The 26453-nt window shown below is 44.1% G+C and carries 33 protein-coding genes and 4 tRNA genes; all 37 read left to right on the forward strand.

The genetic code is table 11. From position 1 onward, the window contains the following. Positions 1–175 precede the first annotated feature (175 nt). The 37 genes from rpsU to rplF all read left to right on the forward strand — a co-directional run bounded on the left by rpsU (position 176) and on the right by rplF (position 26451). On the forward strand, positions 176–367 hold the full coding sequence (rpsU, locus tag DXD78_RS17710) for a 30S ribosomal protein S21 (RefSeq protein ID WP_005825735.1): 192 nt from the start codon (positions 176–178) through the stop codon (positions 365–367). 73 nt (positions 368–440) lie between these two features. Continuing rightward, the gene (xerC, locus tag DXD78_RS17715) at positions 441–1325 is read left to right on the forward strand and encodes a tyrosine recombinase XerC (RefSeq protein ID WP_009037304.1); all 885 of its coding nucleotides are present in this window, start codon (positions 441–443) and stop codon (positions 1323–1325) included. 18 nt (positions 1326–1343) lie between these two features. Beyond that, the gene (gene hpf / locus DXD78_RS17720) at positions 1344–1643 is read left to right on the forward strand and encodes a ribosome hibernation-promoting factor, HPF/YfiA family (protein WP_005825731.1); all 300 of its coding nucleotides are present in this window, start codon (positions 1344–1346) and stop codon (positions 1641–1643) included. A gap of 93 nt (positions 1644–1736) precedes the next feature. Further along, positions 1737–1810: transfer RNA gene (locus DXD78_RS17725), tRNA-Thr, on the forward strand. Positions 1811–1934: 124 nt separating this feature from the next. Continuing rightward, positions 1935–2017, forward strand: a tRNA-Tyr gene (locus DXD78_RS17730). Positions 2018–2034: 17 nt separating this feature from the next. Further along, a tRNA-Thr gene (locus tag DXD78_RS17735) sits at positions 2035–2106 on the forward strand. Between the two features lie 50 nt (positions 2107–2156). Beyond that, complete coding sequence (gene tuf, locus DXD78_RS17740; RefSeq protein WP_005825727.1) at positions 2157–3341, forward strand: elongation factor Tu; 1185 nt, start codon at positions 2157–2159, stop codon at positions 3339–3341. A gap of 56 nt (positions 3342–3397) precedes the next feature. Then, positions 3398–3470: transfer RNA gene (locus tag DXD78_RS17745), tRNA-Trp, on the forward strand. 14 nt (positions 3471–3484) lie between these two features. Beyond that, on the forward strand, positions 3485–3673 hold the full coding sequence (gene secE / locus DXD78_RS21525) for a preprotein translocase subunit SecE (protein WP_005825726.1): 189 nt from the start codon (positions 3485–3487) through the stop codon (positions 3671–3673). 12 nt (positions 3674–3685) lie between these two features. Continuing rightward, positions 3686–4228 (forward strand): transcription termination/antitermination protein NusG, encoded by a 543-nt coding sequence (gene nusG / locus DXD78_RS17755; RefSeq protein ID WP_005825724.1) that lies wholly within the window; start codon positions 3686–3688, stop codon positions 4226–4228. Positions 4229–4287: 59 nt separating this feature from the next. Continuing rightward, positions 4288–4731 (forward strand): 50S ribosomal protein L11, encoded by a 444-nt coding sequence (gene rplK / locus DXD78_RS17760; protein ID WP_005825722.1) that lies wholly within the window; start codon positions 4288–4290, stop codon positions 4729–4731. A gap of 15 nt (positions 4732–4746) precedes the next feature. Next, complete coding sequence (rplA, locus tag DXD78_RS17765) at positions 4747–5445, forward strand: 50S ribosomal protein L1 (RefSeq protein WP_005825721.1); 699 nt, start codon at positions 4747–4749, stop codon at positions 5443–5445. Between the two features lie 15 nt (positions 5446–5460). Next, positions 5461–5982 carry a 50S ribosomal protein L10 gene (gene rplJ / locus DXD78_RS17770; protein WP_005825719.1) on the forward strand — a complete coding sequence of 174 codons (522 nt, stop codon included), beginning with the start codon at positions 5461–5463 and terminating at the stop codon, positions 5980–5982. 61 nt (positions 5983–6043) lie between these two features. Next, positions 6044–6421, forward strand: coding sequence for a 50S ribosomal protein L7/L12 (gene rplL / locus DXD78_RS17775; RefSeq protein WP_004291279.1), 378 nt, complete (start codon positions 6044–6046; stop codon positions 6419–6421). A 105-nt stretch (positions 6422–6526) separates the two neighbouring features. Then, positions 6527–10339: a DNA-directed RNA polymerase subunit beta gene (gene rpoB, locus DXD78_RS17780; protein ID WP_005825717.1), complete on the forward strand. Its 3813-nt coding sequence runs from the start codon at positions 6527–6529 to the stop codon at positions 10337–10339. Between the two features lie 108 nt (positions 10340–10447). Next, on the forward strand, positions 10448–14743 hold the full coding sequence (rpoC, locus tag DXD78_RS17785) for a DNA-directed RNA polymerase subunit beta' (protein WP_008661873.1): 4296 nt from the start codon (positions 10448–10450) through the stop codon (positions 14741–14743). A gap of 268 nt (positions 14744–15011) precedes the next feature. Beyond that, the gene (locus DXD78_RS17790) at positions 15012–15323 is read left to right on the forward strand and encodes a DUF3467 domain-containing protein (protein WP_005825714.1); all 312 of its coding nucleotides are present in this window, start codon (positions 15012–15014) and stop codon (positions 15321–15323) included. Between the two features lie 117 nt (positions 15324–15440). Further along, on the forward strand, positions 15441–15842 hold the full coding sequence (rpsL, locus tag DXD78_RS17795; protein ID WP_005825712.1) for a 30S ribosomal protein S12: 402 nt from the start codon (positions 15441–15443) through the stop codon (positions 15840–15842). Between the two features lie 155 nt (positions 15843–15997). Beyond that, complete coding sequence (rpsG, locus tag DXD78_RS17800; RefSeq protein WP_005825710.1) at positions 15998–16474, forward strand: 30S ribosomal protein S7; 477 nt, start codon at positions 15998–16000, stop codon at positions 16472–16474. Positions 16475–16532: 58 nt separating this feature from the next. After that, a complete protein-coding gene (fusA, locus tag DXD78_RS17805; protein ID WP_005833549.1) occupies positions 16533–18650 on the forward strand; it encodes an elongation factor G in 2118 nt (705 codons plus the stop codon). A gap of 87 nt (positions 18651–18737) precedes the next feature. Further along, positions 18738–19043 (forward strand): 30S ribosomal protein S10, encoded by a 306-nt coding sequence (rpsJ, locus tag DXD78_RS17810; protein WP_004291244.1) that lies wholly within the window; start codon positions 18738–18740, stop codon positions 19041–19043. A gap of 19 nt (positions 19044–19062) precedes the next feature. Continuing rightward, positions 19063–19680, forward strand: a complete 618-nt coding sequence (gene rplC, locus DXD78_RS17815) for a 50S ribosomal protein L3 (protein WP_005825708.1) — start codon at positions 19063–19065, stop codon at positions 19678–19680. Further along, positions 19680–20306 carry a 50S ribosomal protein L4 gene (gene rplD, locus DXD78_RS17820; RefSeq protein ID WP_009037302.1) on the forward strand — a complete coding sequence of 209 codons (627 nt, stop codon included), beginning with the start codon at positions 19680–19682 and terminating at the stop codon, positions 20304–20306. The genes rplC and rplD overlap by 1 nt, the downstream gene beginning before the upstream one ends. A 16-nt stretch (positions 20307–20322) precedes the next feature. Beyond that, positions 20323–20616 carry a 50S ribosomal protein L23 gene (rplW, locus tag DXD78_RS17825; protein WP_005825706.1) on the forward strand — a complete coding sequence of 98 codons (294 nt, stop codon included), beginning with the start codon at positions 20323–20325 and terminating at the stop codon, positions 20614–20616. Positions 20617–20621: 5 nt separating this feature from the next. Further along, the gene (rplB, locus tag DXD78_RS17830) at positions 20622–21446 is read left to right on the forward strand and encodes a 50S ribosomal protein L2 (protein WP_005825705.1); all 825 of its coding nucleotides are present in this window, start codon (positions 20622–20624) and stop codon (positions 21444–21446) included. Positions 21447–21466: 20 nt separating this feature from the next. Beyond that, positions 21467–21736, forward strand: coding sequence for a 30S ribosomal protein S19 (gene rpsS / locus DXD78_RS17835; RefSeq protein WP_002558070.1), 270 nt, complete (start codon positions 21467–21469; stop codon positions 21734–21736). Positions 21737–21772: 36 nt separating this feature from the next. Beyond that, entirely contained in the window at positions 21773–22183 is a 411-nt protein-coding gene (rplV, locus tag DXD78_RS17840) for a 50S ribosomal protein L22 (RefSeq protein WP_004291236.1), read from the forward strand. Positions 22184–22188: 5 nt separating this feature from the next. Further along, positions 22189–22920, forward strand: coding sequence for a 30S ribosomal protein S3 (rpsC, locus tag DXD78_RS17845; protein WP_004291235.1), 732 nt, complete (start codon positions 22189–22191; stop codon positions 22918–22920). Between the two features lie 21 nt (positions 22921–22941). Beyond that, positions 22942–23376 carry a 50S ribosomal protein L16 gene (rplP, locus tag DXD78_RS17850; RefSeq protein WP_004291234.1) on the forward strand — a complete coding sequence of 145 codons (435 nt, stop codon included), beginning with the start codon at positions 22942–22944 and terminating at the stop codon, positions 23374–23376. A gap of 5 nt (positions 23377–23381) precedes the next feature. Continuing rightward, on the forward strand, positions 23382–23579 hold the full coding sequence (gene rpmC, locus DXD78_RS17855; protein WP_005825702.1) for a 50S ribosomal protein L29: 198 nt from the start codon (positions 23382–23384) through the stop codon (positions 23577–23579). After that, a complete protein-coding gene (gene rpsQ, locus DXD78_RS17860; protein ID WP_005825701.1) occupies positions 23576–23845 on the forward strand; it encodes a 30S ribosomal protein S17 in 270 nt (89 codons plus the stop codon). The genes rpmC and rpsQ overlap by 4 nt, the downstream gene beginning before the upstream one ends. 2 nt (positions 23846–23847) lie before the next feature. Then, complete coding sequence (gene rplN / locus DXD78_RS17865) at positions 23848–24213, forward strand: 50S ribosomal protein L14 (protein WP_005825700.1); 366 nt, start codon at positions 23848–23850, stop codon at positions 24211–24213. Positions 24214–24233: 20 nt separating this feature from the next. Further along, positions 24234–24554 carry a 50S ribosomal protein L24 gene (gene rplX / locus DXD78_RS17870; RefSeq protein ID WP_005825699.1) on the forward strand — a complete coding sequence of 107 codons (321 nt, stop codon included), beginning with the start codon at positions 24234–24236 and terminating at the stop codon, positions 24552–24554. Beyond that, the gene (rplE, locus tag DXD78_RS17875; protein ID WP_005825698.1) at positions 24554–25111 is read left to right on the forward strand and encodes a 50S ribosomal protein L5; all 558 of its coding nucleotides are present in this window, start codon (positions 24554–24556) and stop codon (positions 25109–25111) included. The genes rplX and rplE overlap by 1 nt, the downstream gene beginning before the upstream one ends. A 4-nt stretch (positions 25112–25115) precedes the next feature. Then, entirely contained in the window at positions 25116–25415 is a 300-nt protein-coding gene (rpsN, locus tag DXD78_RS17880) for a 30S ribosomal protein S14 (RefSeq protein WP_005825697.1), read from the forward strand. A gap of 55 nt (positions 25416–25470) precedes the next feature. Further along, positions 25471–25866 carry a 30S ribosomal protein S8 gene (rpsH, locus tag DXD78_RS17885; RefSeq protein ID WP_004291226.1) on the forward strand — a complete coding sequence of 132 codons (396 nt, stop codon included), beginning with the start codon at positions 25471–25473 and terminating at the stop codon, positions 25864–25866. A 15-nt stretch (positions 25867–25881) separates the two neighbouring features. Beyond that, entirely contained in the window at positions 25882–26451 is a 570-nt protein-coding gene (gene rplF / locus DXD78_RS17890; RefSeq protein WP_009037301.1) for a 50S ribosomal protein L6, read from the forward strand. Positions 26452–26453 lie beyond the last annotated feature (2 nt).

A 26453-nucleotide genomic window follows, 5' to 3' on the forward strand; every position in this document is an offset into this window, starting at 1 on the left:
GGATTTTAGCGGATTGGCTCAATAAAAACATCTTTCCCTTTGCTCATTCGTTTGATAATTAGGAATCATGGGTAATTTTTTTGCAGAAAGTTTTGTGAATAAAGAAAGTATGTGTAATTTTGCCGCTCAATTTAATCGTGAGATTTTTAAACCATTAACATTTAATTAAAAGAAAATGATTGTAGTACCTGTAAAAGAAGGCGAAAACATTGAAAAAGCGCTGAAGAAATTCAAAAGAAAGTTTGAAAAAACTGGCACAGTTAAGGAATTGAGACGCAGACAACAGTTTGATAAACCGTCTGTGACTAAAAGACTTAAGAAAGAACGTGCTGTTTACGTTCAACAACTTCAGCAAGTAGAAGATTAATAATTCGTAAATTCCTTTGAATTATTGAATTCTTTTTCATACATTCGTTGCATGATTTTAGATATGTAGCGATATGTTGTTGACAGATTCTTTTCTTGACTATCTTCTGCACGAGCGGAACTATTCCAAAGGTACGGTTGAGTACTATCGGGCAGATATTCTTGAACTGCAGAGGTTTGGAGAAGAAATGTTGGGAGACTTGACTCCATCGGATGTAGATGCGGAACTTGTTCGTGAATGGATTGCTTCCTTGATGGACAAAGGACTTGCTTCTAATACGATAAACCGAAAGCTGAGTTCTGTCCGGACATACTATAAATTCCTTTTGAGGAGAGGCAAGGTCGCGGTAGATCCGTTGCGGAAAGTGACGGGGCCCAAGAAGAAAAAGCCGCTTCCGGTATTTCTGAGAGAGGGTGAGATGAATAGGTTGCTGGATGATATGGACTTTGGTGAAGGTTTTGAAGGGTGTCGCGACCATATGATTATTGAAATGTTTTATGCTACCGGCATGCGACTTTCAGAATTGATAGGGTTGGATGATAAGGATGTCGATTTTTCGGCTTCTCTCGTTAAAGTGACGGGAAAACGGAATAAACAACGTCTTATACCTTTCGATGAGGAGCTGGGACGCTCGATGCGAGAATATGTCAATGTGCGGAATGAAGCTGTCCCGGTTCGCTCGGATGCTTTTTTTGTCCGGAAGAATGGAAAGAGGCTTTACCGCAGTATCGTAGCATGCCTTGTGAAACGAAACCTTTCGAAGGTAGTGACTGTAAAAAAAAGAAGTCCCCACGTGCTGAGGCACACCTTTGCAACGGCTATGCTGAACAATGGTGCTGATTTAGGCTCGATAAAAGAACTCCTCGGACACGAGAGTCTGGCGACAACGGAAGTTTATACGCATACTACTTTTGAAGAGCTTAAAAAAGTGTATAATCAGGCTCATCCCCGAGCCTAAAGTAAAAAGGAGGTAAGTATGGAAGTAAGAATTCAATCGATTCACTTTGATGCGTCAGAGCAATTGCAGTCTTTCGTTCAAAAGAAAGTTGCTAAGTTGGAGAAATTTTACGACGATATAAAGAAAGTAGAGGTGTCATTAAAGGTAGTAAAACCAGAAACAGCCGAAAATAAAGAAGCCGGAGTGAAAGTATTGGTTCCCAATGGCGAGTTTTATGCAAACAAGGTTTGTGATACGTTTGAAGAAGCAGTGGATTTATGCCTGGAAGCTTTGGAAAAACAGCTGGTTAAGTACAAGGAAAAGCAACGGAGCAAATAATTTTCCGCTAAAATTTTGCGGGTAAAAAATAAATGCCTAAATTTGCAGCCGTTTCGCTCACACTATGAACGTTACGGTTGCATTTTTTAGCTTGCCTCTTTAGCTCAGTTGGCCAGAGCACGTGATTTGTAATCTCGGGGTCGTTGGTTCGAATCCGACAAGAGGCTCGCTCAAGGATGAGTGGAATGAGTCTTTCTTCACGAGGTGGAGATGATATGAGAACGGAAATCGTCCGGGTAAAGTTCACTCTGCGATGATTTAGTAAGGAAAAGAGTTCTTTTTGTAATGTAGGGGCAAATACCAGAGTGGCCAAATGGGGCAGACTGTAAATCTGCTGGCTTACGCCTTCGGTGGTTCGAATCCATCTTTGCCCACAACTCTTATTCTCCTTGCTGTTATAGCTCAGCGGTAGAGCACTTCCTTGGTAAGGAAGAGGTCCCGGGTTCAAGTCCCGGTAACAGCTCACAAAGATGTAAAAGCTGATTATTAATCAAATAAATAACAAGTAAAGCTATGGCTAAAGAGAAATTCGAACGTACCAAACCGCATGTAAACATTGGTACAATTGGTCACGTTGACCACGGTAAAACCACGTTGACAGCTGCTATCACTACAGTGTTGGCAAAGAAAGGTCTTTCTGAATTGCGTTCTTTCGATTCTATCGATAACGCTCCTGAAGAAAAGGAAAGAGGTATCACTATCAACACTTCTCACGTAGAGTATGAAACAGCTAACCGTCACTACGCTCACGTAGACTGCCCGGGTCACGCCGACTACGTAAAGAACATGGTAACTGGTGCTGCTCAGATGGACGGTGCTATCATCGTAGTTGCTGCTACTGATGGTCCGATGCCTCAGACTCGTGAGCATATCTTGCTGGCTCGTCAGGTAAACGTACCGAGACTGGTTGTATTCATGAACAAGTGTGACATGGTAGACGACGCTGAAATGTTGGAACTCGTTGAAATGGAAATGCGTGAACTGCTTTCAGCCTACGAATTCGACGGCGACAACACTCCGTTCATCCAGGGTTCTGCTCTTGGTGCGTTGAATGGCGTTGAAAAGTGGGAAGAGAAGGTTATGGAGCTGATGGATGCTTGCGACACTTGGATTCCTCTGCCTCCGCGTGATATTGACAAACCGTTCTTGATGCCGGTTGAAGACGTATTCTCAATCACTGGTCGTGGTACTGTAGCTACTGGTCGTATCGAAGCTGGTGTTATCCATGTAGGTGACGAAGTTGAAATCCTCGGTTTGGGTGAAGACAAGAAGTCTGTTGTAACTGGTGTTGAAATGTTCCGCAAGTTGCTGGATCAAGGTGAAGCTGGTGACAACGTAGGTCTGTTGCTCCGTGGTATCGACAAGAACGAAATCAAACGTGGTATGGTTCTTTGTAAGCCCGGTCAGATTAAACCTCACTCTAAGTTCAAAGCTTCTATCTACGTTTTGAAGAAAGAAGAAGGTGGTCGTCACACTCCGTTCCACAACAAATACCGTCCTCAGTTCTATCTGCGTACTATGGACTGTACAGGTGAAATCACTCTTCCGGAAGGAACTGAAATGGTAATGCCTGGTGATAACGTAGAAATCACTGTAGAACTGATCTACCCGGTAGCATTGAACGTAGGTTTGCGTTTCGCTATCCGTGAAGGTGGTCGTACAGTAGGTTCTGGTCAGATTACTGAAATTCTTGACTAATAACCAATATAATCTTAATCAGTTCCCGGTATACATCGGGAACTGATTATGTACAAACGGGAGTAGCTCAGTTGGTAGAGCACCGGTCTCCAAAACCGGGTGTCGGGAGTTCGAGCCTCTCCTCCCGTGCTAATATTTTTGAAATGAAGAAGATTGTAGCTTATTTTAAAGAAACTTACGACGAACTTGTTCATAAAGTGTCGTGGCCTACGTATTCTGAACTTACTAACAGTGCAGTAGTTGTTTTATATGCTTCCCTACTAATTGCAGTGGTAGTATTTGCGATGGACTTCTGTTTCCAGCATCTGATGGAATTTGTTTATCCACATTAAAAGTAAGGAGAAATGTCTGAGATTGAAAAGAAATGGTACGTTTTGCGTGCTATTAGCGGAAAAGAAGCTAAGGTAAAGGAATACCTTGAAGCTGATATTAAAAACAGCGACCTTGGTGATTACGTATCTCAGGTATTGATTCCTACCGAAAAGGTATATCAGGTTCGCAATGGTAAGAAAATTGTGAAAGAGAGAAGTTATCTCCCTGGTTACGTTTTGGTGGAGGCTGCTCTGGTGGGTGAGGTTGCTCATCATCTGAGAAATACTCCTAATGTGATAGGGTTCTTGGGTGGTTCGGAAAAACCCGTACCTCTGAGACAGTCGGAAGTGAATCGTATACTTGGTACGGTCGACGAATTGCAGGAATCAGGTGAAGACTTGAGTATCCCGTATGTAGTCGGCGAGACTGTAAAGGTGAATTACGGTCCGTTCAGTGGATTCAGTGGAATCATTGAAGAAGTGAACACCGAGAAGAAGAAACTGAAGGTCATGGTCAAGATATTCGGACGGAAGACTCCGCTCGAATTGGGCTTTATGCAAGTTGAAAAAGAATAGTGCAGGTGTTACGCTGTAGTATTCTTCATTAATGTTTATATATATAAATCAATTAGAAAATGGCTAAAGAAGTTGCTGGACTAATCAAATTACAGATTAAAGGAGGCGCGGCAAATCCATCACCCCCAGTAGGACCTGCATTGGGTTCCAAGGGTATCAATATCATGGAGTTTTGCAAGCAATTCAACGCCAGAACCCAAGACAAAGCAGGAAAGATTCTTCCTGTGATTATCACTTACTACGCAGACAAGTCTTTCGATTTTGTAATCAAGACTCCTCCCGTGGCTATCCAGTTGTTGGAAGTGACGAAGCAAAAGAGTGGTTCTGCTGAGCCTAACCGTAAGAAAGTTGCCGAGATTACTTGGGAACAGGTTCGTACGATTGCTCAGGACAAAATGGTTGACTTGAACTGTTTCACTGTAGAAGCTGCCATGAAAATGGTTGCCGGTACAGCTAGAAGTATGGGTATCGCTGTAAAAGGGGAGTTCCCGGTTAATAATTAATAAACTTCAATTAGAATGGGTAAACTGACAAAAAATCAAAAGTTGGCTGCAGAAAAAATTGAAGCAGGGAAAGCATACTCTCTCAAGGAAGCTGCTCAGTTGGTAAAGGAAATCACTTATACCAAGTTTGACGCTTCTCTGGATATCGACGTACGTTTGGGCGTTGACCCGCGTAAGGCCAACCAGATGGTGAGAGGTGTTGTATCACTTCCTCACGGTACTGGTAAGGTTGTACGCGTTTTGGTGCTTTGTACACCAGATGCTGAAGCTGCTGCAAAAGAAGCCGGAGCTGACTATGTTGGTCTTGACGAATATATTGAAAAGATCAAAGGTGGATGGACTGATATTGATGTGATTATCACTATGCCGTCCATCATGGGTAAGATTGGTGCACTCGGTCGTGTGCTCGGTCCTCGTGGATTGATGCCTAACCCCAAGAGTGGCACTGTAACTATGGATGTTGCTAAAGCTGTAAGAGAAGTAAAACAAGGCAAAATCGACTTTAAGGTTGACAAGAGCGGTATTGTTCATACTTCTATCGGTAAAGTTTCATTTAGCGCTGAGCAAATTCGCGACAATGCGAAAGAATTCATCTCTACTTTGAATAAATTGAAACCGACTGCAGCCAAGGGTACATATATTAAGAGTATTTATCTTTCTAGCACGATGAGTGCGGGCATCAAGATTGACCCGAAAACAGTAGAAGAAATCTAATAAAACGGAGTAATAATGAGAAAGGAAGATAAAAGTACGATTATTGAGCAGATTGCTGCTACAGTGAAGGAATACGGTCACTTCTATTTGGTGGATACCACTGCCATGAATGCTGCTACAACCAGCATGTTGAGAAGAGAATGTTTCAAGGCTGACATCAAATTGATGGTAGTTAAGAATACATTGCTTCACAAGGCATTGGAGAGCCTGGAAGAAGACTTTTCTCCGCTTTATGGTTCTCTGAAAGGTACAACTGCCGTAATGTTCAGCAACGTTGCTAACGCTCCGGCCAAGTTGATTAAAGATAAGGCTAAGAACGGTATTCCCGGACTGAAGGCTGCATATGCAGAAGAAAGCTTCTATGTTGGTGCTGACCAGTTGGATGCTCTCGTAAGTATCAAGAGTAAGAATGAAGTTATTGCCGATATCGTTGCATTGCTGCAGTCACCGGCCAAGAATGTTATTTCTGCTCTGCAATCAGGTGGTAACACCCTCCACGGAGTTCTCAAGACTCTTGGTGAACGTCCCGAAGCGTAAATTTCGGAAAAAGAATTATATCAATTTATTTAGTATTTAAACAATTAAAAATCATACAAAAATGGCAGATTTGAAAGCTTTTGCAGAACAATTAGTTAACTTGACAGTAAAAGAAGTTAATGAACTTGCAACAATCCTGAAAGAAGAATATGGTATTGAACCTGCTGCTGCAGCTGTAGCTGTTGCTGCTGGTCCTGCAGCCGGTGGTGCTGCTGCCGCAGAAGAAAAGACTTCTTTCGACGTAGTATTGAAGAGCGCTGGCTCAGCTAAACTTCAGGTAGTTAAAGCCGTTAAGGAAGCTTGCGGTCTTGGCTTGAAGGAAGCTAAGGACATGGTAGACGGTGCTCCTAGCGTAGTAAAAGAAGGTTTGGCTAAGGACGAAGCAGAATCATTGAAGAAAACATTGGAAGAAGCTGGAGCTGAAGTTGAACTTAAATAACATTAGCCTGTAAATCAGGTAATTCGGTTAGGAACCCTTCGTGAAAAGGGTTCTTAACCTTTTTGTGTATATATTTAAAATTAAGTTCTACAAATCCATTAACAGATGTCTTCAAATACTGTAAATCAAAGAGTTAATTTTGCTTCGACTAAGAATCCGCTTGAATATCCGGATTTTCTGGAAGTACAATTGAAGTCATTCAAAGACTTTCTACAACTGGACACCCCACCCGAGAAACGTAAGAACGAGGGACTGTATAAAGTATTTGCTGAAAACTTCCCCATTGCCGATACAAGAAATAATTTTGTTCTTGAGTTTTTGGACTACTATATTGATCCGCCGCGCTATACCATTGATGAATGTATAGAGCGAGGGCTTACATATAGCGTGCCTTTGAAGGCAAAATTGAAATTATATTGTACCGACCCCGACCACGAAGATTTTGACACGGTCATTCAGGACGTGTTCCTCGGTCCTATTCCTTACATGACGGATAAGGCAACATTCGTCATCAACGGTGCGGAACGTGTGGTTGTATCCCAGCTTCACCGTTCACCGGGCGTATTCTTCGGACAGAGCGTACATGCCAACGGTACCAAGTTGTACTCAGCCCGTATCATCCCGTTCAAGGGTTCGTGGATTGAGTTTGCCACCGACATCAACAACGTCATGTATGCGTACATTGACCGTAAGAAGAAATTGCCGGTTACCACTTTGCTGAGAGCCATCGGATTTGAGAATGACAAGGACATTCTCGAGATTTTTAATTTGGCGGAAGACGTGAAGGTGAACAAGACGAACCTCAAGAAGATGGTGGGACGTAAGTTGGCCGCACGTGTGTTGAAAACATGGATTGAGGATTTTGTAGACGAAGATACCGGTGAAGTTGTTTCCATCGAGCGTAACGAAGTCGTTATTGACCGTGAAACTGTAATCGAGCCGGAACATGTTGACATTATATTAGAGTCGGGCGTTCAGAATATCCTCGTACACAAGGAAGAACCGAACCAGTCTGACTATTCTATCATATATAATACTCTGCAGAAGGATCCGAGTAACTCGGAAAAAGAAGCTGTACTCTACATCTACCGCCAGTTGCGTAATGCAGACCCTGCCGATGATGCCAGTGCACGCGAGGTTATCAATAACCTGTTCTTCTCAGAGAAGAGATATGACCTGGGTGATGTAGGCCGTTATCGTATCAACAGAAAGTTGAACTTGACGACCGATATGGACGTGCGTGTCCTTACCAAGGAAGATATTATCGAAATTATCAAATATCTCATCGAGTTGATTAACTCGAAAGCGGATGTGGACGATATCGACCACTTGAGCAACCGTCGTGTGCGTACAGTGGGCGAACAGTTGTCCAATCAGTTTGCCATCGGTCTGGCACGTATGTCGCGTACTATCCGCGAGCGTATGAACGTCCGTGACAATGAAGTCTTTACTCCGATTGACCTGATTAACGCCAAGACAATCTCTTCCGTTATCAATTCATTCTTTGGAACGAATGCTTTGTCACAGTTCATGGACCAGACCAACCCACTGGCCGAGATTACTCACAAGCGTCGTATGTCTGCTCTGGGCCCCGGCGGTCTGTCACGCGAGCGTGCAGGCTTCGAGGTTCGTGACGTACACTATACTCACTACGGACGTCTTTGTCCTATCGAGACTCCTGAAGGTCCGAACATCGGTTTGATTTCTTCACTCTGTGTGTTCGCGAAAATCAACGAGCTTGGCTTCATTGAAACTCCGTACCGCAAGGTGGCAGAGGGTAAGGTTGATCTTTCTGACGAAGGTTTGGTTTACCTCACCGCAGAAGAAGAGGAAGCCAAGATTATTGCTCAGGGTAATGCTCCTTTGAACGATGACGGTACTTTTGTACGTGATAAAGTAAAATCCCGTCAGGATGCCGACTATCCGGTGGTTCCTCCTTCCGAGGTGGAATTGATGGACGTATCTCCCCAGCAGATTGCTTCTATTGCGGCTTCTTTGATTCCGTTCTTGGAGCATGATGACGCCAACCGTGCATTGATGGGATCAAACATGATGCGCCAGGCTGTTCCTTTATTGAAGAGCGAAGCTCCGATTGTAGGTACCGGTATCGAACGCCAGCTGGCACGCGATTCTCGTACGCAGATTACTGCCGAGGGTGACGGTGTGGTTGAATTCGTGGATGCAACGACTATCCGTATTCTGTACGACCGTACGGAGGAGGAAGAGTTCGTAAGCTTCGAGCCTGCATTGAAAGAATATAATATCCCGAAGTGGCGCCGTACCAACCAGAATATGACGATTGACCTCCGTCCGATTTGCGAGAAGGGTCAGCGCGTGACTGCAGGTCAAATCCTGACGGAAGGTTATTCAACCGAAGACGGAGAACTTGCACTGGGTAAGAACCTGCTGGTTGCTTACATGCCGTGGAAGGGCTATAACTATGAGGATGCTATCGTACTGAATGAACGTGTGGTTCGTGAGGACCTTTTGACCTCTGTACACGTAGAAGAATATTCTTTGGAAGTTCGCGAAACGAAGCGTGGTATGGAAGAGTTGACCTCTGACATTCCTAACGTAAGTGAGGAAGCGACTAAAGACCTTGACGAAAACGGTATTGTTCGTGTGGGTGCCCGCATCGAACCGGGTGATATCCTTATCGGTAAGATTACTCCGAAGGGTGAATCGGATCCTTCTCCGGAAGAGAAACTGCTCCGTGCCATCTTCGGTGACAAGGCCGGTGATGTGAAGGATGCTTCTTTGAAAGCCTCTCCTTCTTTGAAGGGTGTTGTTATCGGTAAGCGTCTGTTCTCCCGTGTTGTCAAGACCCGCAGCTCCAAGCTGGCCGACAAGGCTCTGTTACCGAAGATTGACGATGAGTTCGACGCTAAGATTGGTGACCTCAAGAAAGTGTTGATAAACAAACTGTTGAAGCTTACAGAAAATTATACATCGGAAGGTGTGAAGGATTACATGGGTGCCGACATTATTTCCAAAGGCGCCAGATTCTCTGCTTCCGACTTCAGCGATTTGGACTTCACCGCTGTTCAGTTGAGCAACTGGACGAAGGATGAACATACCAACGGACTGATTCGTGCATTGGTGATGAACTTCATCAAGAAGTACAAGGAACTCGATGCCGAGCTGAAACGCAAGAAGTTCGCCATCACTATCGGTGACGAGTTGCCCGCAGGTATCATTCAGATGGCCAAGGTATACATTGCCAAGAAACGTAAGATTGGTGTCGGTGACAAGATGGCCGGTCGTCACGGTAACAAGGGTATTGTTTCCCGTGTGGTACGCCAGGAAGACATGCCGTTCCTTGCTGACGGTACTCCGGTAGACATCGTGCTGAATCCGTTGGGTGTGCCTTCACGTATGAACATCGGTCAGATATTCGAGGCCGTTCTCGGGCGTGCCGGAAAAAACCTGGGCGTGAAGTTTGCCACTCCTATCTTTGACGGTGCATCTTTGGACGATTTGAACGAATGGACCGATAAGGCCGGCTTGCCTCGCTACGGCAAGACAACGCTGTATGATGGTGGTACCGGTGAAGCATTCGAGCAGCAGGCTACGGTAGGTGTGACTTACATGCTGAAGCTCGGTCACATGGTTGAAGACAAGATGCACGCACGTTCCATCGGTCCGTACTCACTCATTACGCAACAGCCGTTGGGTGGTAAGGCACAGTTCGGTGGTCAGCGTTTTGGAGAAATGGAAGTTTGGGCACTCGAAGCGTTCGGTGCCGCACACATTCTGCAGGAAATCCTGACTATCAAGTCTGATGACGTTGTAGGACGTTCCAAGGCTTATGAAGCAATCGTGAAGGGTGAACCGATGCCTGCTCCGGGTATCCCCGAGTCACTGAACGTATTGCTGCACGAGTTGAGAGGTTTGGGCTTGAGCATCAACTTAGAATAATGGATAATTGATAATTGAGAGTGGATAATGCAAGTTACCATTCTCAATTATCGGTTTTCAGTTTTTCAATTTCAATTTTCCATTGTCAATTATCAATTAAATAAATTTATGGCTTTTAGAAAAGATAACAAGATAAAGAGTAATTTCTCGAAAATCTCTATCGGTTTGGCTTCTCCTGAGGAAATCCTTGAGAATTCGAGTGGTGAAGTTTTAAAGCCTGAAACCATCAACTATCGTACGTATAAGCCCGAACGCGACGGATTGTTCTGCGAGCGCATCTTTGGTCCTATCAAGGATTACGAGTGCCATTGCGGTAAGTACAAGCGTATCCGTTACAAAGGCATCGTCTGCGACCGTTGTGGTGTGGAAGTGACTGAAAAGAAAGTGCGCCGTGAGCGTATGGGACACATCCAGCTCGTTGTGCCCGTGGCTCACATCTGGTACTTCCGTTCACTTCCCAACAAAATCGGTTACTTGTTGGGCTTGCCCACCAAGAAGCTGGATGCCATTATCTATTACGAGCGTTATGTTGTCATTCAGCCGGGTGTACTGTCCGATGAAGTGGCACAGTATGACTTGCTTGAAGAAGGAGAATACCTGGACTTGCTGGAAAAGTTGCCGAAAGACAACCAGTTCCTCGAAGATTCAGATCCCAATAAGTTCATTGCCAAGATGGGCGCGGAAGCTATCTACGATTTGCTGTCACGCCTCGACCTTGACTCTTTGTCTTACGAACTGCGTAACCGTGCCGGAAGCGATGCTTCACAGCAACGCAAGACCGAAGCTCTGAAACGTCTTCAGGTAGTTGAGTCGTTCCGTGCATCACGCGGACGCAACAAGCCCGAGTGGATGATTGTACGCATTGTACCGGTTATTCCACCCGAACTTCGTCCGTTGGTCCCATTGGATGGCGGCCGTTTCGCAACTTCTGACTTGAATGACCTTTACCGTCGTGTCATCATCCGTAACAACCGTCTGAAGAGATTGATTGAAATCAAAGCTCCTGAAGTGATTTTGCGTAATGAAAAACGTATGTTGCAGGAAGCTGTCGACTCTCTGTTTGATAACTCCCGTAAATCGAGTGCAGTGAAGACCGACGCTAACCGTCCGTTGAAGTCACTTTCCGACAGTTTGAAGGGTAAGCAAGGACGTTTCCGTCAGAACTTGTTGGGTAAGCGTGTCGACTATTCCGCACGTTCTGTAATCGTTGTAGGTCCGGAGCTGAAGATGGGCGAATGCGGTATCCCTAAACTGATGGCAGCCGAGCTTTACAAGCCGTTCATCATTCGTAAGCTCATTGAGCGTGGTATCGTGAAGACGGTAAAGAGCGCCAAGAAGATTGTAGACCGCAAGGAACCCGTTATCTGGGACATTTTGGAACACGTGATGAAGGGGCATCCGGTGCTGTTGAACCGTGCCCCGACACTTCACCGTCTGGGTATCCAGGCATTCCAGCCTAAAATGATTGAAGGTAAGGCAATCCAGCTGCACCCGTTGGCATGTACGGCGTTCAATGCCGACTTCGACGGTGACCAGATGGCCGTGCACTTGCCGTTGAGCAACGAAGCGATTCTGGAAGCACAGATGCTAATGCTCCAGTCACACAATATATTGAACCCTGCCAACGGTGCTCCTATCACTGTGCCTGCTCAGGATATGGTACTTGGTCTGTACTATATTACGAAGCTGCGTAAGGGTGCCAAGGGTGAAGGCCTGACATTCTACGGTCCTGAGGAAGCGCTGATTGCCTACAATGAAGGTAAGTGCGACATCCATGCTCCGGTAAGCGTAATAGTGAAAGACGTTGACGAGAATGGTAACATTGTGGACAAGATGATGCACGATACCTCCGTGGGCCGTGTCATTGTCAACGAAATTGTTCCGGCAGAAGCAGGATATATCAATACGATTATCTCCAAGAAGTCACTCCGAGACATCATCAGTCACGTAATCAAGGTGTGTGGTGTTGCCAAGGCAGCCGACTTCCTCGACGGAATCAAGAACCTCGGTTATTACATGGCCTTCAAGGGTGGTTTGTCGTTCAACTTGGGCGATATCATTATCCCGGAAGAGAAGGAAGCATTAGTACAGAAAGGTTATGATGAAGTAGAGCAGGTAATCAATAACTATAACATGGGTTTCATCACGAACAACGAGCGTTACAACCAGGTAATCGATATCTGGACGCACGTGAACTCTGAGTTGTCCAACATCCTGATGAAAACCATTTCAAGCGACGACCAGGGTTTCAACTCTGTATACATGATGCTGGATTCCGGTGCCCGTGGTTCTAAGGAACAGATTCGTCAGCTCTCCGGTATGCGTGGTTTGATGGCGAAGCCCCAGAAAGCAGGTGCCGAAGGCGGTCAGATTATCGAAAACCCGATTCTTTCTAACTTTAAGGAAGGTCTGTCCGTGTTGGAGTACTTTATCTCTACCCACGGTGCCCGTAAGGGTCTTGCCGATACCGCTTTGAAGACGGCCGATGCCGGATACCTGACCCGTCGTCTGGTTGACGTATCGCATGATGTGATTATTAATGAAGAAGACTGCGGCACGCTCCGCGGATTGGTTTGTACGGCACTGAAGAACAATGATGAAACCATTGCCACTCTGTATGAACGTATCCTGGGTCGTGTATCCGTACATGATATTGTTCATCCTACAACTGGCGAACTGATTGTGGCCGGCGGTGAGGAAATTACCGAGGACATTGCACAACGCATTGAAGACTCTCCAATCGAGAGCGTTGAAATCCGTTCTGTATTGACCTGCGAATCCAAGAAAGGTGTTTGTGCCAAGTGTTACGGACGTAACCTGGCTTCCAGCCGTATGGTTCAGAAGGGCGAGGCAGTCGGCGTAATCGCTGCACAGTCTATCGGTGAGCCGGGTACACAGTTGACACTGCGTACATTCCATGCCGGTGGTACGGCAGCCAATATTGCTGCCAACGCAAGCATCGTGGCCAAGAATCCTGCCCGTCTGGAATTCGAAGAACTCCGTACGGTAGACGTTATCGACGAAGCAGGCGAACCGGCAAAGGTAGTGGTAGGCCGTTTGGCCGAAGTGCGTTTTGTGGATGTCAACACGGGTATTGTGCTTTCCACTCATAATGTACCCTACGGTTCTACGCTCTATGCAGCCGATGGTGAAATGGTAGAGAAAGGCAAGATGATTGCCCGTTGGGACCCGTTCAACGCGGTTATCATTACCGAAGCTACCGGTAAGATTGAATTTGAAGGCGTTATTGAAAACGTGACTTATAAGGTAGAGTCTGATGAATCTACCGGTTTGCGCGAAATCATCATCATTGAGTCTAAGGATAAGACGAAGGTGCCTACCGCACACATCATGACAGAAGACGGCGAACTGATCCGTACATACAACTTGCCAGTAGGTGGCCACGTAGTGGTTGAAGACGGTCAGAAGGTAAAGGCCGGTGAAGTTATCGTGAAGATTCCGCGTGCCGTAGGTAAAGCGGGTGATATCACGGGTGGTCTTCCCCGTGTCACTGAGTTGTTCGAGGCACGTAACCCGTCTAATCCCGCTGTGGTTTCAGAAATCGACGGTGAGGTTACCATGGGTAAGGTGAAACGCGGTAATCGCGAAATCATCGTTACTTCCAAGACCGGTGAAGTGAAGAAGTACCTCGTACCGTTGTCCAAGCAGATTCTGGTTCAGGAGAACGACTATGTACGCGCCGGTACTCCGTTGTCTGACGGTGCTATCACACCTGCGGACATCCTGGCTATCAAAGGTCCTACGGCCGTGCAGGAATATATTGTGAACGAGGTTCAGGACGTTTACCGTCTGCAGGGTGTGAAGATTAATGATAAGCACTTTGAAATCATCGTTCGTCAGATGATGCGCAAGGTGGAAATCGACGAGCCAGGTGATACCCGCTTCCTGGAACAGCAAGTTGTTGACAAGATGGAATTCATGGAAGAGAACGACCGTATCTGGGGAAAGAAGGTGGTAGTGGATGCTGGAGATTCCCAGAGTCTGCAGGCTGGCCAGATTGTGACGGCTCGCAAGCTGCGTGACGAGAACTCCATGTTGAAACGCCGCGACTTGAAACCCGTGGAAGTGCGCGACGCTGTACCTGCGACTTCTACTCAGATTCTTCAAGGTATCACCCGTGCTGCATTGCAGACTTCAAGCTTCATGTCGGCTGCTTCCTTCCAGGAAACGACGAAGGTACTGAACGAGGCTGCCATCAACGGAAAGGTGGACCGTCTGGAAGGTATGAAGGAGAACGTAATTTGCGGTCACCTGATTCCTGCCGGTACCGGACAACGCGAGTTCGAGAAGATTATCGTTGGCTCCAAAGAAGAGTACGACCGTATGCTTGCCAACAAGAAGACGGTACTTGATTATGCTGTAGACGAGAAAGTAGAGGGATAGCCTTACAACGTCAATATAATTCTATTAAATAGAGAGGGAATATCCTATAAGAAGGAGTATTCCCTCTCTGTTTTGTCTTTGCCTCTTCCTTCTGTACTGCAATGCTTCTGTATGTTTGTTACAGTGCTACTGCAAAACGGTTGCAGTGGCTTGCTCCTTTTTCAGAACGGATTATTATGTGTCTTTTTGAACTTAAATGTATATCATCCGAAAAAAAAGAGTACTTTTGGTCTATCTTTTAAGAACATTTTAAAAACAATTGTGCAACATGGAAAATCAAGAAAACAACAACGGTCAACTCCAGATAGAATTGAAGGAAGAAGTGGCGCAAGGTACATATGCCAATTTGGCTATTATAACTCATTCCAGTTCGGAATTTATTCTCGACTTTATCCGCGTGATGCCTGGAATGCCAAAGGCTGGCGTGCAATCGCGCATAGTTTTGGCACCCGAACATGCCAAGCGTTTGCTGCGTGCACTCGAAGAGAATATTGGGAAATATGAACGCGCTTTCGGACTGATTCGCATGCCGGACGAACAAACATTTCCGCCTCTTCCCAACATCAAGGGTGAAGCGTAAAATCAAAAAAAAACTTGTAGTGCATTGATTATTCAAAACTTATTAGTATCTTTGCAGCCCAAAAGTGTATAGTTTTGAATTAATATAAACAATAATATATAACTAAAAACAATTAAAATGCCTACAATTCAGCAATTAGTAAGAAAAGGACGCGAAGTGCTGGTGGAGAAATCAAAGTCTCCAGCCTTGGACTCTTGTCCTCAAAGACGTGGCGTTTGCGTGAGAGTGTATACAACCACTCCGAAGAAGCCGAATTCAGCTATGCGTAAAGTAGCTCGTGTACGTTTGACCAATGGTAAAGAGGTGAACTCTTATATTCCGGGAGAAGGTCACAACTTGCAGGAACACTCTATCGTGTTGGTACGTGGTGGTCGTGTAAAAGACCTTCCGGGTGTGCGTTATCACATCGTACGTGGTACTTTGGATACTGCAGGTGTTGCAGGTCGTACACAAAGACGTTCCAAATACGGCGCAAAACGTCCGAAACCGGGTCAAGCAGCTCCTGCTAAGAAGAAATAATCTGGTGGCCTGATTCCCAAAATAGGAAAATTTAAAGTAATAACTTACGTTTTAGTTTGTTGGAAATGCTAAAGGTTGAGTAAATTCTCCGGAGGGAGAGTTGAAGAAGACAGAAGTAAACAACCAAGAACGAAAAACATTATTCTTTCAGACAAATGAGAAAAGCAAAACCAAAAAAACGCGTTATCCTTCCGGATCCCGTGTTCAATGATGTAAAAGTTTCCAAGTTCGTGAATCACTTGATGTACGATGGAAAGAAGAATACTTCTTATGAAATCTTCTATGCTGCGTTGGAAACAGTGAAGAACAAAATGCAGAACGAAGAGAAATCCGCTCTTGAAATTTGGAAAAAAGCTCTGGATAATGTGACTCCTCAGGTGGAAGTTAAATCTCGCCGTGTGGGTGGTGCTACTTTCCAAGTCCCTACAGAAATCCGTGCTGACCGTAAAGAGTCAATTTCAATGAAGAACTTGATTATCTTTGCACGTAAGCGTGGCGGTAAATCAATGGCTGATAAGTTGGCTGCTGAAATCATGGATGCTTTCAATGAACAGGGCGGCGCTTACAAACGTAAAGAAGATATGCACAGAATGGCAGAAGCTAACCGTGCGTTTGCTCATTTCAGATTCTAATGCTATAAGAGACTAACCAATTAGAAGATTAAAAAACTTAAAGTAAGGGAATTAGAAAATGGCAAAGCATGATTTACATTTGACACGTAATATCGGTATCATGGCCCACATCGATGCCGGAAAGACAACGACCTCTGAACGTATTTTGTTTTACACGGGTTTGACCCATAAAATCGGTGAGGTACACGATGGTGCCGCTACAATGGACTGGATGGAGCAAGAGCAGGAGCGTGGTATCACTATCACTTCTGCCGCTACCACCACTCGTTGGAAATATGCCGGTAATACTTATAAAATCAATTTGATTGATACTCCGGGACACGTGGACTTTACTGCTGAGGTAGAACGCTCTTTACGTGTGTTGGACGGTGCTGTCGCTGCTTATTGTGCAGTTGGTGGCGTTGAACCGCAATCTGAAACAGTTTGGCGTCAAGCAGACAAGTACAATGTGCCACGTATCGGTTATGTTAATAAAATGGACCGTTCCGGTGCAGACTTCTTCGAAGTAGTTCGCCAAATGAAGGACGTTTTGGGTGCTAATCCATGTCCTATCGTTATCCCTATTGGCGCTGAAGAAACTTTCAAGGGGTTGGTTGACCTTATTAAAATGAAAGCTATCTATTGGCATGATGAGACAATGGGGGCTGACTATACGGTGGAGGAAATTCCTGCCAATTTAGTAGACGAAGCCAATGAATGGAGAGATAAGATGCTTGAAAAAGTAGCTGAGTTTGACGATGCCTTGATGGAGAAATATTTCGATGATCCTTCTACTATTACAGAAGAAGAGGTTTTGAGAGCTCTTCGTAACGCAACAGTACAGATGGCTGTTGTTCCGATGCTGTGTGGATCTTCATTCAAGAACAAAGGTGTACAGACTTTGCTTGACTATGTTTGTGCATTCTTGCCTTCTCCGTTGGATACTCCGAATATCATAGGAACTAATCCTGATACTGGTTTGGAGGAAGATCGTAAGCCGGATGATGATGAAAAAACATCTGCTTTGGCATTTAAGATTGCTACTGACCCGTATGTCGGTCGTCTGACTTTCTTCCGTGTTTATTCAGGAAAAATTGAAGCGGGTTCTTATATTTATAATTCCCGTTCAAGGAAGAAGGAGCGCGTATCCCGTCTGTTCCAGATGCACTCAAACAAGCAGAATCCGGTAGAAGTTATCGGTGCTGGTGATATTGGTGCTGGCGTAGGTTTCAAGGATATACATACTGGTGATACATTGTGTGACGAAACTGCACCGATTGTATTGGAGTCTATGGACTTCCCGGAACCGGTAATTGGTATCGCAGTTGAGCCTAAGACTCAGAAGGATATGGATAAACTGTCAAATGGCTTGGCTAAGCTGGCTGAAGAAGATCCGACGTTTACAGTTAAGACTGACGAACAGACTGGTCAGACAGTTATCTCTGGTATGGGTGAGCTTCACTTGGATATTATCATCGACCGTCTGAAACGTGAGTTCAAGGTTGAATGTAACCAAGGTAAGCCTCAAGTTAACTATAAGGAAGCTATCACTAAGACAGTCAACTTGCGTGAAGTTTACAAGAAGCAGTCCGGTGGTCGTGGTAAGTTCGCTGATATTATCGTGAACATCGGCCCGGTTGATGAAGACTTCAAGGAAGGCGGATTGCAATTCGTCGACGAAGTGAAGGGTGGTAACATTCCTAAGGAATTTATCCCGTCTGTACAGAAGGGCTTCACTACTGCCATGAAGAATGGTGTGTTGGCAGGTTATCCGTTGGATTCACTGAAAGTAACCTTGATTGACGGTTCTTTCCACCCGGTTGACTCTGACCAGTTGTCATTCGAAATCTGTGCTATCCAGGCATATAAGAATGCTTGTGCTAAGGCAGGTCCGGTGCTGATGGAGCCTATCATGAAGCTGGAAGTTGTTACTCCGGAAGAGAACATGGGTGACGTTATCGGTGACTTGAACAAGCGTCGTGGCCAGGTGGAAGGTATGGAATCCAGCCGTTCCGGTGCACGTATCGTGAAGGCAATGGTTCCGCTGGCAGAAATGTTCGGTTACGTAACAGCATTGCGTACCATCACTTCTGGTCGTGCAACCTCTTCAATGGTATACTCTCACCACGCCCAGGTTTCCAACTCTATTGCCAAGGCAGTATTGGAGGAAGTAAAAGGTCGTGCTGACTTAATCTAAAAAAAACTTGAAGTCCCGTAGGCTAGCGAATGACTCTTAGCCTGCGGAACTTCATCTTATATAACTATTTAATAATTAAAGACAGTAATGAGTCAAAAAATTAGAATCAAACTGAAATCTTACGACCACAACTTGGTTGACAAGTCAGCTGAGAAGATTGTAAGAACGGTGAAGACAACGGGCGCCATCGTTAGCGGTCCGATTCCTCTTCCTACGCACAAGCGTATCTTTACCGTGAACCGTTCGACTTTCGTTAACAAGAAGTCGCGTGAACAATTCGAACTCTCTTCTTACAAGAGACTGATTGACATCTATAGCTCAACAGCTAAGACAGTAGATGCTCTGATGAAGTTGGAGTTGCCGAGTGGTGTGGAAGTAGAAATCAAAGTGTAAGTATTAAAAATTAAGTGAAATGCCAGGATTATTAGGAAAAAAAATCGGAATGACATCCGTTTTCAGTGCCGAGGGTAAGAATGTACCATGCACTGTTATCGAAGCAGGTCCTTGTGTTGTTACTCAAGTGAAAACTGTAGAAAAGGACGGTTATGAAGCTGTTCAGCTGGGCTTCCAGGACAAGAAGGAGAAGCACACTACAAAGCCTTTGATGGGGCACTTTAAGAAAGCTGGAGTAACTCCCAAGAAACACTTGGCTGAGTTCAAAGAATTTGAAACAGAGTTGAATCTGGGTGACACTGTTACCGTAGAACTGTTCAATGACGCAACTTTTGTTGACGTTGTAGGTACTTCTAAGGGTAAAGGTTTCCAGGGTGTAGTAAAACGCCATGGTTTTGGTGGTGTAGGCCAGACTACTCACGGTCAGCACAACCGCGCTCGTAAGCCGGGTTCTATCGGTGCTTGTTCTTACCCTGCAAAAGTATTCAAAGGAATGCGCATGGGCGGACAGCTTGGTGGCGACAGAGTAACTGTTCAAAACCTGCAGGTATTAAAGGTAATCGCGGAGCACAATCTTCTTTTGATTAAGGGATCTGTTCCTGGTTGCAAAGGTTCAATCGTAATAATTGAGAAATAATGGAAGTTAACGTATATAACATTAAAGGTGAAGACACTGGGAGAAAGATTACGTTAAACGAGTCTATCTTCGGAATTGAGCCCAACGACCACGCTATCTACTTGGATGTTAAACAGTTTATGGCTAACCAGCGTCAGGGTACACACAAGTCAAAGGAAAGAAGCGAAATCAGTGGTTCTACTCGTAAAATCGGTCGCCAGAAAGGTGGTGGTGGTGCACGTCGTGGTGACATGAACTCACCGGTACTTGTTGGTGGTGGACGCGTATTCGGTCCGAAACCGAGAGATTACTACTTCAAATTAAACAAAAAAGTAAAGGCTCTGGCTCGTAAGTCAGCTTTGTCATACAAGGCTCAGAACAACGCAGTTGTAGTAGTAGAAGACTTCTCTTTTGAAGCTCCGAAGACTAAAGATTTTGTTGTAATGACAAAAAATCTTAAAGTTTCTGACAAAAAGCTGCTTGTGATTTTACCAGAAGCAAATAAAAACGTATATTTGTCGGCTCGTAATGTGAAGGGTGCTAATGTGCAGACTATCTCAGGGTTAAATACTTACAGAGTATTGGACGCTGGGGTCGTTGTGTTTGCTGAAAGTGCACTTTCTGCTATCGACAATATCTTAATGTAAAAAGGAGGCTTAAATAATGGGAATTATTATTAAACCGTTAGTGACAGAGAAGATGACTGCAATTACTGATAAGACGAATAATCGTTTCGGCTTTATCGTGCGTCCTGAAGCTAATAAACTGGAAATTAAGAAGGAAGTTGAAGCCCTTTACAACGTTACAGTAGTTGATGTGAATACAATGAAGTATGCCGGCAAAAACAAGAGCCGCTATACTCGTGCCGGTATCATCAACGGACGTACGAATGCGTTCAAGAAGGCTATCGTTACGTTGAAAGAAGGAGATACTATTGATTTTTATAGCAATATTTAATAAAAATGGCAGTACGTAAATTTAAGCCCACAACACCGGGGCAAAGACATAAAATTATTGGTACTTACGAAGAGATTACTGCACGGGTACCAGAAAAGTCTCTTGTATTTGGTAAGAAATCTTCAGGTGGTCGTAACAACGAAGGTAAGATGACTATGCGCTACATCGGTGGCGGTAGTAAGAAGATTATTCGTATCGTAGATTTCAAGAGAAATAAAGACGGTGTGCCTGCAGTGGTTAAAACAATTGAATACGATCCGAATCGTTCGGCTCGTATCGCTTTGTTGTTTTATGCAGATGGAGAAAAAAGATATATTATTGCTCCCAATGGATTGCAAGTTGGTACGACTTTGATGTCAGGTGAGACTGCCGCTCCGGAAATCGGAAACGCACTTCCGCTTCAGAATATTCCGGTCGGTACTGTAATTCACAACATCGAATTACGTCCGGGACAAGGCGCTGCCTTGGTTCGCTCGGCTGGTAACTTCGCTCAGTTGACTTCTAGAGAAGGTAAGTACTGCGTTATCAAGTTGCCTTCAGGTGAGGTTCGTCAGATCCTCAGTACTTGTAAGGCTACTATTGGTAGTGTAGGTAACTCAGATCATGGATTGGAAAGTTCAGGTAAAGCTGGACGTTCTCGTTGGTTAGGACGTCGTCCGCGTAACCGTGGTGTTGTTATGAACCCGGTTGATCACCCGATGGGTGGTGGTGAAGGACGTGCTTCAGGAGGACACCCGAGATCTCGTAAGGGATTGTACGCTAAGGGTCTTAAGACAAGAGCTCCGAAGAAACAATCGTCTAAGTATATTATTGAGAGAAGAAAGAAGTAATCTGATTAATTGAGTAAATTATGAGTCGTTCATTAAAAAAAGGTCCGTATATTAACGTTAAGCTTGAGAAGAAAGTGCTTGCCATGAATGAATCGGGCAAGAAAGTGGTAGTTAAGACCTGGGCCAGAGCTTCAATGATTTCGCCTGATTTCGTAGGCCATACTGTTGCAGTTCACAACGGAAATAAATTTATTCCTGTTTATGTTACCGAAAATATGGTAGGACACAAGTTGGGCGAATTTGCTCCAACTCGTACTTTCAGAGGACACGCTGGTAACAAGAAAAAATAAAACAGGATTTATCTGAAATAATAAAGTAATAATATAATGGGAGCAAGAAAAAAAATATCGGCTGAAAAAAGAAAAGAAGCCCTTAAGACCATGTATTTTGCGAAATTGCAAAATGTTCCTACTTCCCCCCGTAAAATGCGTCTCGTGGCTGACATGATTCGCGGGATGGAGGTGAACAGAGCACTCGGCGTTTTGAAGTTCTCTTCAAAAGAGGCTGCCGCAAGAGTGGAAAAGTTGCTGCGCTCTGCAATTGCTAACTGGGAGCAGAAAAACGAACGTAAAGCTGAAAGTGGCGAGCTGTTCGTAACCAAGATTTTTGTTGATGGTGGTGCTACACTCAAAAGAATGAGACCGGCTCCGCAGGGTAGAGGTTACAGAATTCGTAAACGTTCAAACCACGTAACGTTGTTCGTTGGTTCTAAAAGTAATAACGAAGATCAAAATTAAGGTAAATGGGACAAAAAGTTAATCCAATAAGCAACCGTTTAGGAATTATCAGAGGATGGGATTCCAATTGGTATGGTGGAAAGAATTACGGCGATTCTCTGCTGGAAGATAGCAAGATTCGTAAATATTTGAACGCTCGTCTGGCAAAGGCTAGTGTGTCAAGAATTGTAATTGAACGTACACTGAAACTCGTGACTATTACCGTTTGTACTGCACGTCCGGGTATCATTATCGGCAAAGGTGGCCAAGAAGTTGACAAGTTGAAAGAGGAGTTGAAGAAGGTTACTGATAAGGATATTCAGATTAATATCTTCGAAGTTAAGAGACCAGAGTTGGATGCTGTTATCGTGGCTAACAACATTGCCCGTCAGGTTGAAGGCAAAATAGCCTACCGTCGTGCCATCAAGATGGCTATTGCCAATACAATGCGTATGGGTGCGGAAGGTATCAAGATTCAGATTTCAGGACGTTTGAATGGTGCAGAAATGGCCCGTTCTGAAATGTATAAGGAAGGAAGAACTCCGTTGCACACTTTCAGAGCAGATATCGACTATTGTCATGCAGAAGCATTGACTAAGGTTGGTCTTCTCGGCATTAAAGTTTGGATTTGTAGAGGTGAAGTTTATGGTAAGAAGGAGTTGGCTCCGAACTTTACGCAAAGCAAGGAAAGTGGTCGTGGAAGCAATAGCGGAAACAATGGCGGAAAGAACTTCAAAAGAAAGAAAAATAATCGCTAACGAATTTGATTTTTAGGAATTATGTTACAACCGAAAAAAACAAAATTCAGAAGACAACAAAAAGGCCGTCAAAAGGGTAATGCCCAAAGAGGAAACCAGTTGGCTTTCGGATCTTTTGGTATTAAGGCCTTGGAAACGAAATGGATTACAGGCCGTCAGATTGAAGCTGCGCGTATTGCAGTGACAAGATATATGCAACGTCAAGGACAGATTTGGATTCGTATTTTCCCCGACAAACCTATCACCAGAAAGCCTGCTGATGTGCGTATGGGTAAGGGTAAGGGTGCGCCGGAAGGATTCGTAGCGCCTGTTACACCGGGTAGAATTATTATCGAAGCCGAAGGAGTATCTTATGAAATCGCTAAAGAAGCTTTGCGCTTGGCTGCACAGAAGCTTCCTATCACAACTAAGTTTGTGGTTAGACGTGATTATGATATTCAAAATCAAAATGCGTAAGAAGTATGAAAACAGCAGAAATTAAAGAGATGCCTACCAGTGACTTGGTAGAAAGAGTTGAAGCAGAAGTAGCTAATTACAACCAAGTGATTTTAAATCATTCTATTTCTCCTTTGGATAATCCTGCTCAGATCAAACAATTACGCAGGACTATTGCGCGTATGAAGACTGAATTACGCCAAAGAGAACTTAACAATAAATGATGAGCTTGATGGAAGCAAGAAATTTAAGAAAAGAAAGAACTGGGGTTGTGCTGAGCAACAAGATGGATAAGACCATTACAGTAGCAGCTAAGTTTAAGGAGAAACACCCCATATATGGTAAGTTCGTTAGCAAGACGAAGAAGTACCATGCTCATGATGAAAAGAATGAGTGCAATATCGGCGATACTGTACACATCATGGAAACTCGTCCTTTGAGCAAGACTAAGAGATGGAGATTGGTAGAAATAATTGAAAGAGCTAAGTAATTATGATACAAGTAGAATCCAGACTTACAGTATGTGATAATAGTGGGGCAAAAGAGGCTCTCTGTATCCGCGTTTTGGGTGGTACAGGTCGTCGCTATGCTTCAGTAGGGGACGTGATTGTCGTTTCTGTTAAGAGCGTTATCCCTTCAAGTGATATTAAAAAAGGTGCAGTGTCTAAAGCTTTGATCGTACGTACTAAGAAAGAAATCCGTCGTGCTGATGGCTCTTACATACGTTTTGATGATAATGCTTGCGTGTTGTTGAACAATGCAGGTGAAATTAGAGGTAGTCGTATTTTCGGTCCGGTAGCTCGTGAACTTCGTGCTACTAACATGAAAGTTGTGTCACTCGCTCCTGAAGTACTTTAATATTGTAAAAGATTTGAGTAATGAGTAAATTACATATTAAAAAAGGCGATACAGTTTATGTAAACTCCGGTGAAGACAAGGGTAAGACTGGTCGTGTATTGAAGGTTCTTGTTGATAAAAACCGCGCAATCGTTGAAGGTATCAACATGGTGTCTAAGAGCACAAAACCGAATGCTAAGAACCCGCAAGGTGGTATTGTGAAGCAAGAAGCTTCTATCCACTTGTCAAACTTGAACCCCGTTGATCCAAAGACTGGCAAAGCAACGCGTGTTGGTAGAAAAGTAAGTGCTGAAGGCACTTTAGTGCGTTATTCTAAAAAATCAGGAGAGGAGATTAAGTAATGAGTAATACTGCTAGCCTTAAGAAAGAATATGCAGAGCGTATTGCGCCTGCATTGAAATCACAGTTCCAGTATTCTTCTTCTATGCAGATACCCGTACTTAAGAAGATTGTTATCAATCAGGGTCTGGGTATGGCTGTTGCCGACAAGAAGATTATTGAAGTGGCAATTAATGAAATGACTACTATCACTGGCCAGAAAGCCGTGGCAACCATTTCTCGTAAGGATATTGCAAACTTTAAGTTGCGTAAGAAAATGCCGATTGGCGTTATGGTAACTTTGCGTCGTGAGAGAATGTACGAATTCCTTGAAAAGTTGGTTCGTGTAGCTCTGCCTCGTATCCGCGACTTCAAGGGTATTGAAAGTAAGTTCGATGGTAAGGGTAACTATACCCTTGGTATTCAGGAACAAATCATTTTCCCTGAAATTAATATCGATAGTATTACTAGAATTCTCGGAATGAATATTACCTTTGTAACCTCTGCGCAAACAGATGAAGAAGGGTATGCCTTGTTGAAAGAATTCGGTTTACCGTTTAAAAACGCTAAAAAAGATTGATAATATGGCAAAGGAATCAATGAAAGCACGCGAAGTAAAGCGTGCTAAATTAGTAGCCAGATATGCCGAGAAAAGAGCTGCGTTGAAGCAAATCGTTAGAACCGGTGATCCTGCTGAAGCTTTTGAAGCTGCACAGAAATTGCAGGATTTGCCTAAAAATTCTAACCCGATTCGCATGCACAACCGTTGCAAGCTGACAGGTCGTCCCAAAGGATATATCCGTCAGTTTGGCATCTCCAGAATCCAGTTCCGTGAGATGGCTTCTAACGGTCTTATTCCCGGTGTAAAGAAAGCAAGCTGGTAATTATTGTTTTTAAATATTGTCAGGGTAGGCCTGATTAATTTAATTTATTTTTTATATGACTGATCCAATAGCAGATTATTTGACGAGGTTGCGGAACGCTATTCAAGCGAAGCACAGAGTTGTGGAAGTTCCGGCTTCTAATTTGAAAAAAGAAATCACTAAGATTCTTTTTGAAAAGGGCTACATTCTTAATTATAAGTTTGTAGAAGATGGTCCTCAAGGTACAATCAAAGTTGCCTTGAAGTATGATCCGGTAAACAAGGTTAACGCAATCAAGAAGCTGGAGAGAATCTCTTCTCCGGGTTTGCGTCAATATACCGGTTATAAAGACATGCCGCGTGTTATTAATGGTTTGGGTATTGCTATAATATCTACTTCCAAGGGTGTAATGACCAACAAAGAAGCCGCTGAACTGAAGATTGGTGGTGAAGTTTTGTGTTATGTATATTAATAGGAGGAATTAGCAATGTCAAGAATAGGAAAATTACCCATTAGTGTTCCCGCTGGAGTAACAGTTACTCTGAAAGATGACGTGGTTACCGTTAAGGGACCCAAAGGCGAAATGAGCCAATATGTAAATCCTGCTATCAATGTTACCATCGAAGACGGTCATGTTGTTTTGGCTGAGAATGAAAATGCAATGCTGGATAACCCCAAGCAAAAGCATGCATTCCATGGATTATACCGTTCATTGGTGCACAACATGGTTGTTGGTGTATCAGAAGGATATAAGAAAGAATTGGAACTTGTCGGTGTAGGTTACCGTGCCTCTAACCAGGGAAATATCATTGAACTGGCTTTAGGTTATACTCACAGTATCTTTATACAGTTGCCTCCTGAAGTTAAAGTTGAGACTAAGTCTGAAAGAAACAAGAATCCTTTGATTATATTGGAATCTTGCGACAAGCAGTTACTTGGTCAAGTTTGCTCTAAAATACGTTCTTTCCGTAAGCCTGAACCGTATAAGGGTAAGGGTATTAAGTTTGTTGGCGAAGAAATTCGTAGAAAGTCTGGTAAATCAGCTGGTGCTAAATAATC

The organism is Bacteroides sp. D20 (assembly GCF_003436255.1).
GTDB classification, from domain to species: Bacteria; Bacteroidota; Bacteroidia; order Bacteroidales; family Bacteroidaceae; genus Bacteroides; species Bacteroides uniformis.

Bases quoted from the DNA above. Each gene is read 5' to 3' on its own strand.
- rpsU (WP_005825735.1), top strand. From the start codon at position 176: ATGATTGTAGTACCTGTAAAAGAAGGCGAAAACATTGAAAAAGCGCTG.
- xerC (WP_009037304.1), top strand. From the start codon at position 441: ATGTTGTTGACAGATTCTTTTCTTGACTATCTTCTGCACGAGCGGAAC.
- hpf (WP_005825731.1), top strand. From the start codon at position 1,344: ATGGAAGTAAGAATTCAATCGATTCACTTTGATGCGTCAGAGCAATTG.
- tuf (WP_005825727.1), top strand. From the start codon at position 2,157: ATGGCTAAAGAGAAATTCGAACGTACCAAACCGCATGTAAACATTGGT.
- secE (WP_005825726.1), top strand. From the start codon at position 3,485: ATGAAGAAGATTGTAGCTTATTTTAAAGAAACTTACGACGAACTTGTT.
- nusG (WP_005825724.1), top strand. From the start codon at position 3,686: ATGTCTGAGATTGAAAAGAAATGGTACGTTTTGCGTGCTATTAGCGGA.
- rplK (WP_005825722.1), top strand. From the start codon at position 4,288: ATGGCTAAAGAAGTTGCTGGACTAATCAAATTACAGATTAAAGGAGGC.
- rplA (WP_005825721.1), top strand. From the start codon at position 4,747: ATGGGTAAACTGACAAAAAATCAAAAGTTGGCTGCAGAAAAAATTGAA.
- rplJ (WP_005825719.1), top strand. From the start codon at position 5,461: ATGAGAAAGGAAGATAAAAGTACGATTATTGAGCAGATTGCTGCTACA.
- rplL (WP_004291279.1), top strand. From the start codon at position 6,044: ATGGCAGATTTGAAAGCTTTTGCAGAACAATTAGTTAACTTGACAGTA.
- rpoB (WP_005825717.1), top strand. From the start codon at position 6,527: ATGTCTTCAAATACTGTAAATCAAAGAGTTAATTTTGCTTCGACTAAG.
- rpoC (WP_008661873.1), top strand. From the start codon at position 10,448: ATGGCTTTTAGAAAAGATAACAAGATAAAGAGTAATTTCTCGAAAATC.
- DXD78_RS17790 (WP_005825714.1), top strand. From the start codon at position 15,012: ATGGAAAATCAAGAAAACAACAACGGTCAACTCCAGATAGAATTGAAG.
- rpsL (WP_005825712.1), top strand. From the start codon at position 15,441: ATGCCTACAATTCAGCAATTAGTAAGAAAAGGACGCGAAGTGCTGGTG.
- rpsG (WP_005825710.1), top strand. From the start codon at position 15,998: ATGAGAAAAGCAAAACCAAAAAAACGCGTTATCCTTCCGGATCCCGTG.
- fusA (WP_005833549.1), top strand. From the start codon at position 16,533: ATGGCAAAGCATGATTTACATTTGACACGTAATATCGGTATCATGGCC.
- rpsJ (WP_004291244.1), top strand. From the start codon at position 18,738: ATGAGTCAAAAAATTAGAATCAAACTGAAATCTTACGACCACAACTTG.
- rplC (WP_005825708.1), top strand. From the start codon at position 19,063: ATGCCAGGATTATTAGGAAAAAAAATCGGAATGACATCCGTTTTCAGT.
- rplD (WP_009037302.1), top strand. From the start codon at position 19,680: ATGGAAGTTAACGTATATAACATTAAAGGTGAAGACACTGGGAGAAAG.
- rplW (WP_005825706.1), top strand. From the start codon at position 20,323: ATGGGAATTATTATTAAACCGTTAGTGACAGAGAAGATGACTGCAATT.
- rplB (WP_005825705.1), top strand. From the start codon at position 20,622: ATGGCAGTACGTAAATTTAAGCCCACAACACCGGGGCAAAGACATAAA.
- rpsS (WP_002558070.1), top strand. From the start codon at position 21,467: ATGAGTCGTTCATTAAAAAAAGGTCCGTATATTAACGTTAAGCTTGAG.
- rplV (WP_004291236.1), top strand. From the start codon at position 21,773: ATGGGAGCAAGAAAAAAAATATCGGCTGAAAAAAGAAAAGAAGCCCTT.
- rpsC (WP_004291235.1), top strand. From the start codon at position 22,189: ATGGGACAAAAAGTTAATCCAATAAGCAACCGTTTAGGAATTATCAGA.
- rplP (WP_004291234.1), top strand. From the start codon at position 22,942: ATGTTACAACCGAAAAAAACAAAATTCAGAAGACAACAAAAAGGCCGT.
- rpmC (WP_005825702.1), top strand. From the start codon at position 23,382: ATGAAAACAGCAGAAATTAAAGAGATGCCTACCAGTGACTTGGTAGAA.
- rpsQ (WP_005825701.1), top strand. From the start codon at position 23,576: ATGATGAGCTTGATGGAAGCAAGAAATTTAAGAAAAGAAAGAACTGGG.
- rplN (WP_005825700.1), top strand. From the start codon at position 23,848: ATGATACAAGTAGAATCCAGACTTACAGTATGTGATAATAGTGGGGCA.
- rplX (WP_005825699.1), top strand. From the start codon at position 24,234: ATGAGTAAATTACATATTAAAAAAGGCGATACAGTTTATGTAAACTCC.
- rplE (WP_005825698.1), top strand. From the start codon at position 24,554: ATGAGTAATACTGCTAGCCTTAAGAAAGAATATGCAGAGCGTATTGCG.
- rpsN (WP_005825697.1), top strand. From the start codon at position 25,116: ATGGCAAAGGAATCAATGAAAGCACGCGAAGTAAAGCGTGCTAAATTA.
- rpsH (WP_004291226.1), top strand. From the start codon at position 25,471: ATGACTGATCCAATAGCAGATTATTTGACGAGGTTGCGGAACGCTATT.
- rplF (WP_009037301.1), top strand. From the start codon at position 25,882: ATGTCAAGAATAGGAAAATTACCCATTAGTGTTCCCGCTGGAGTAACA.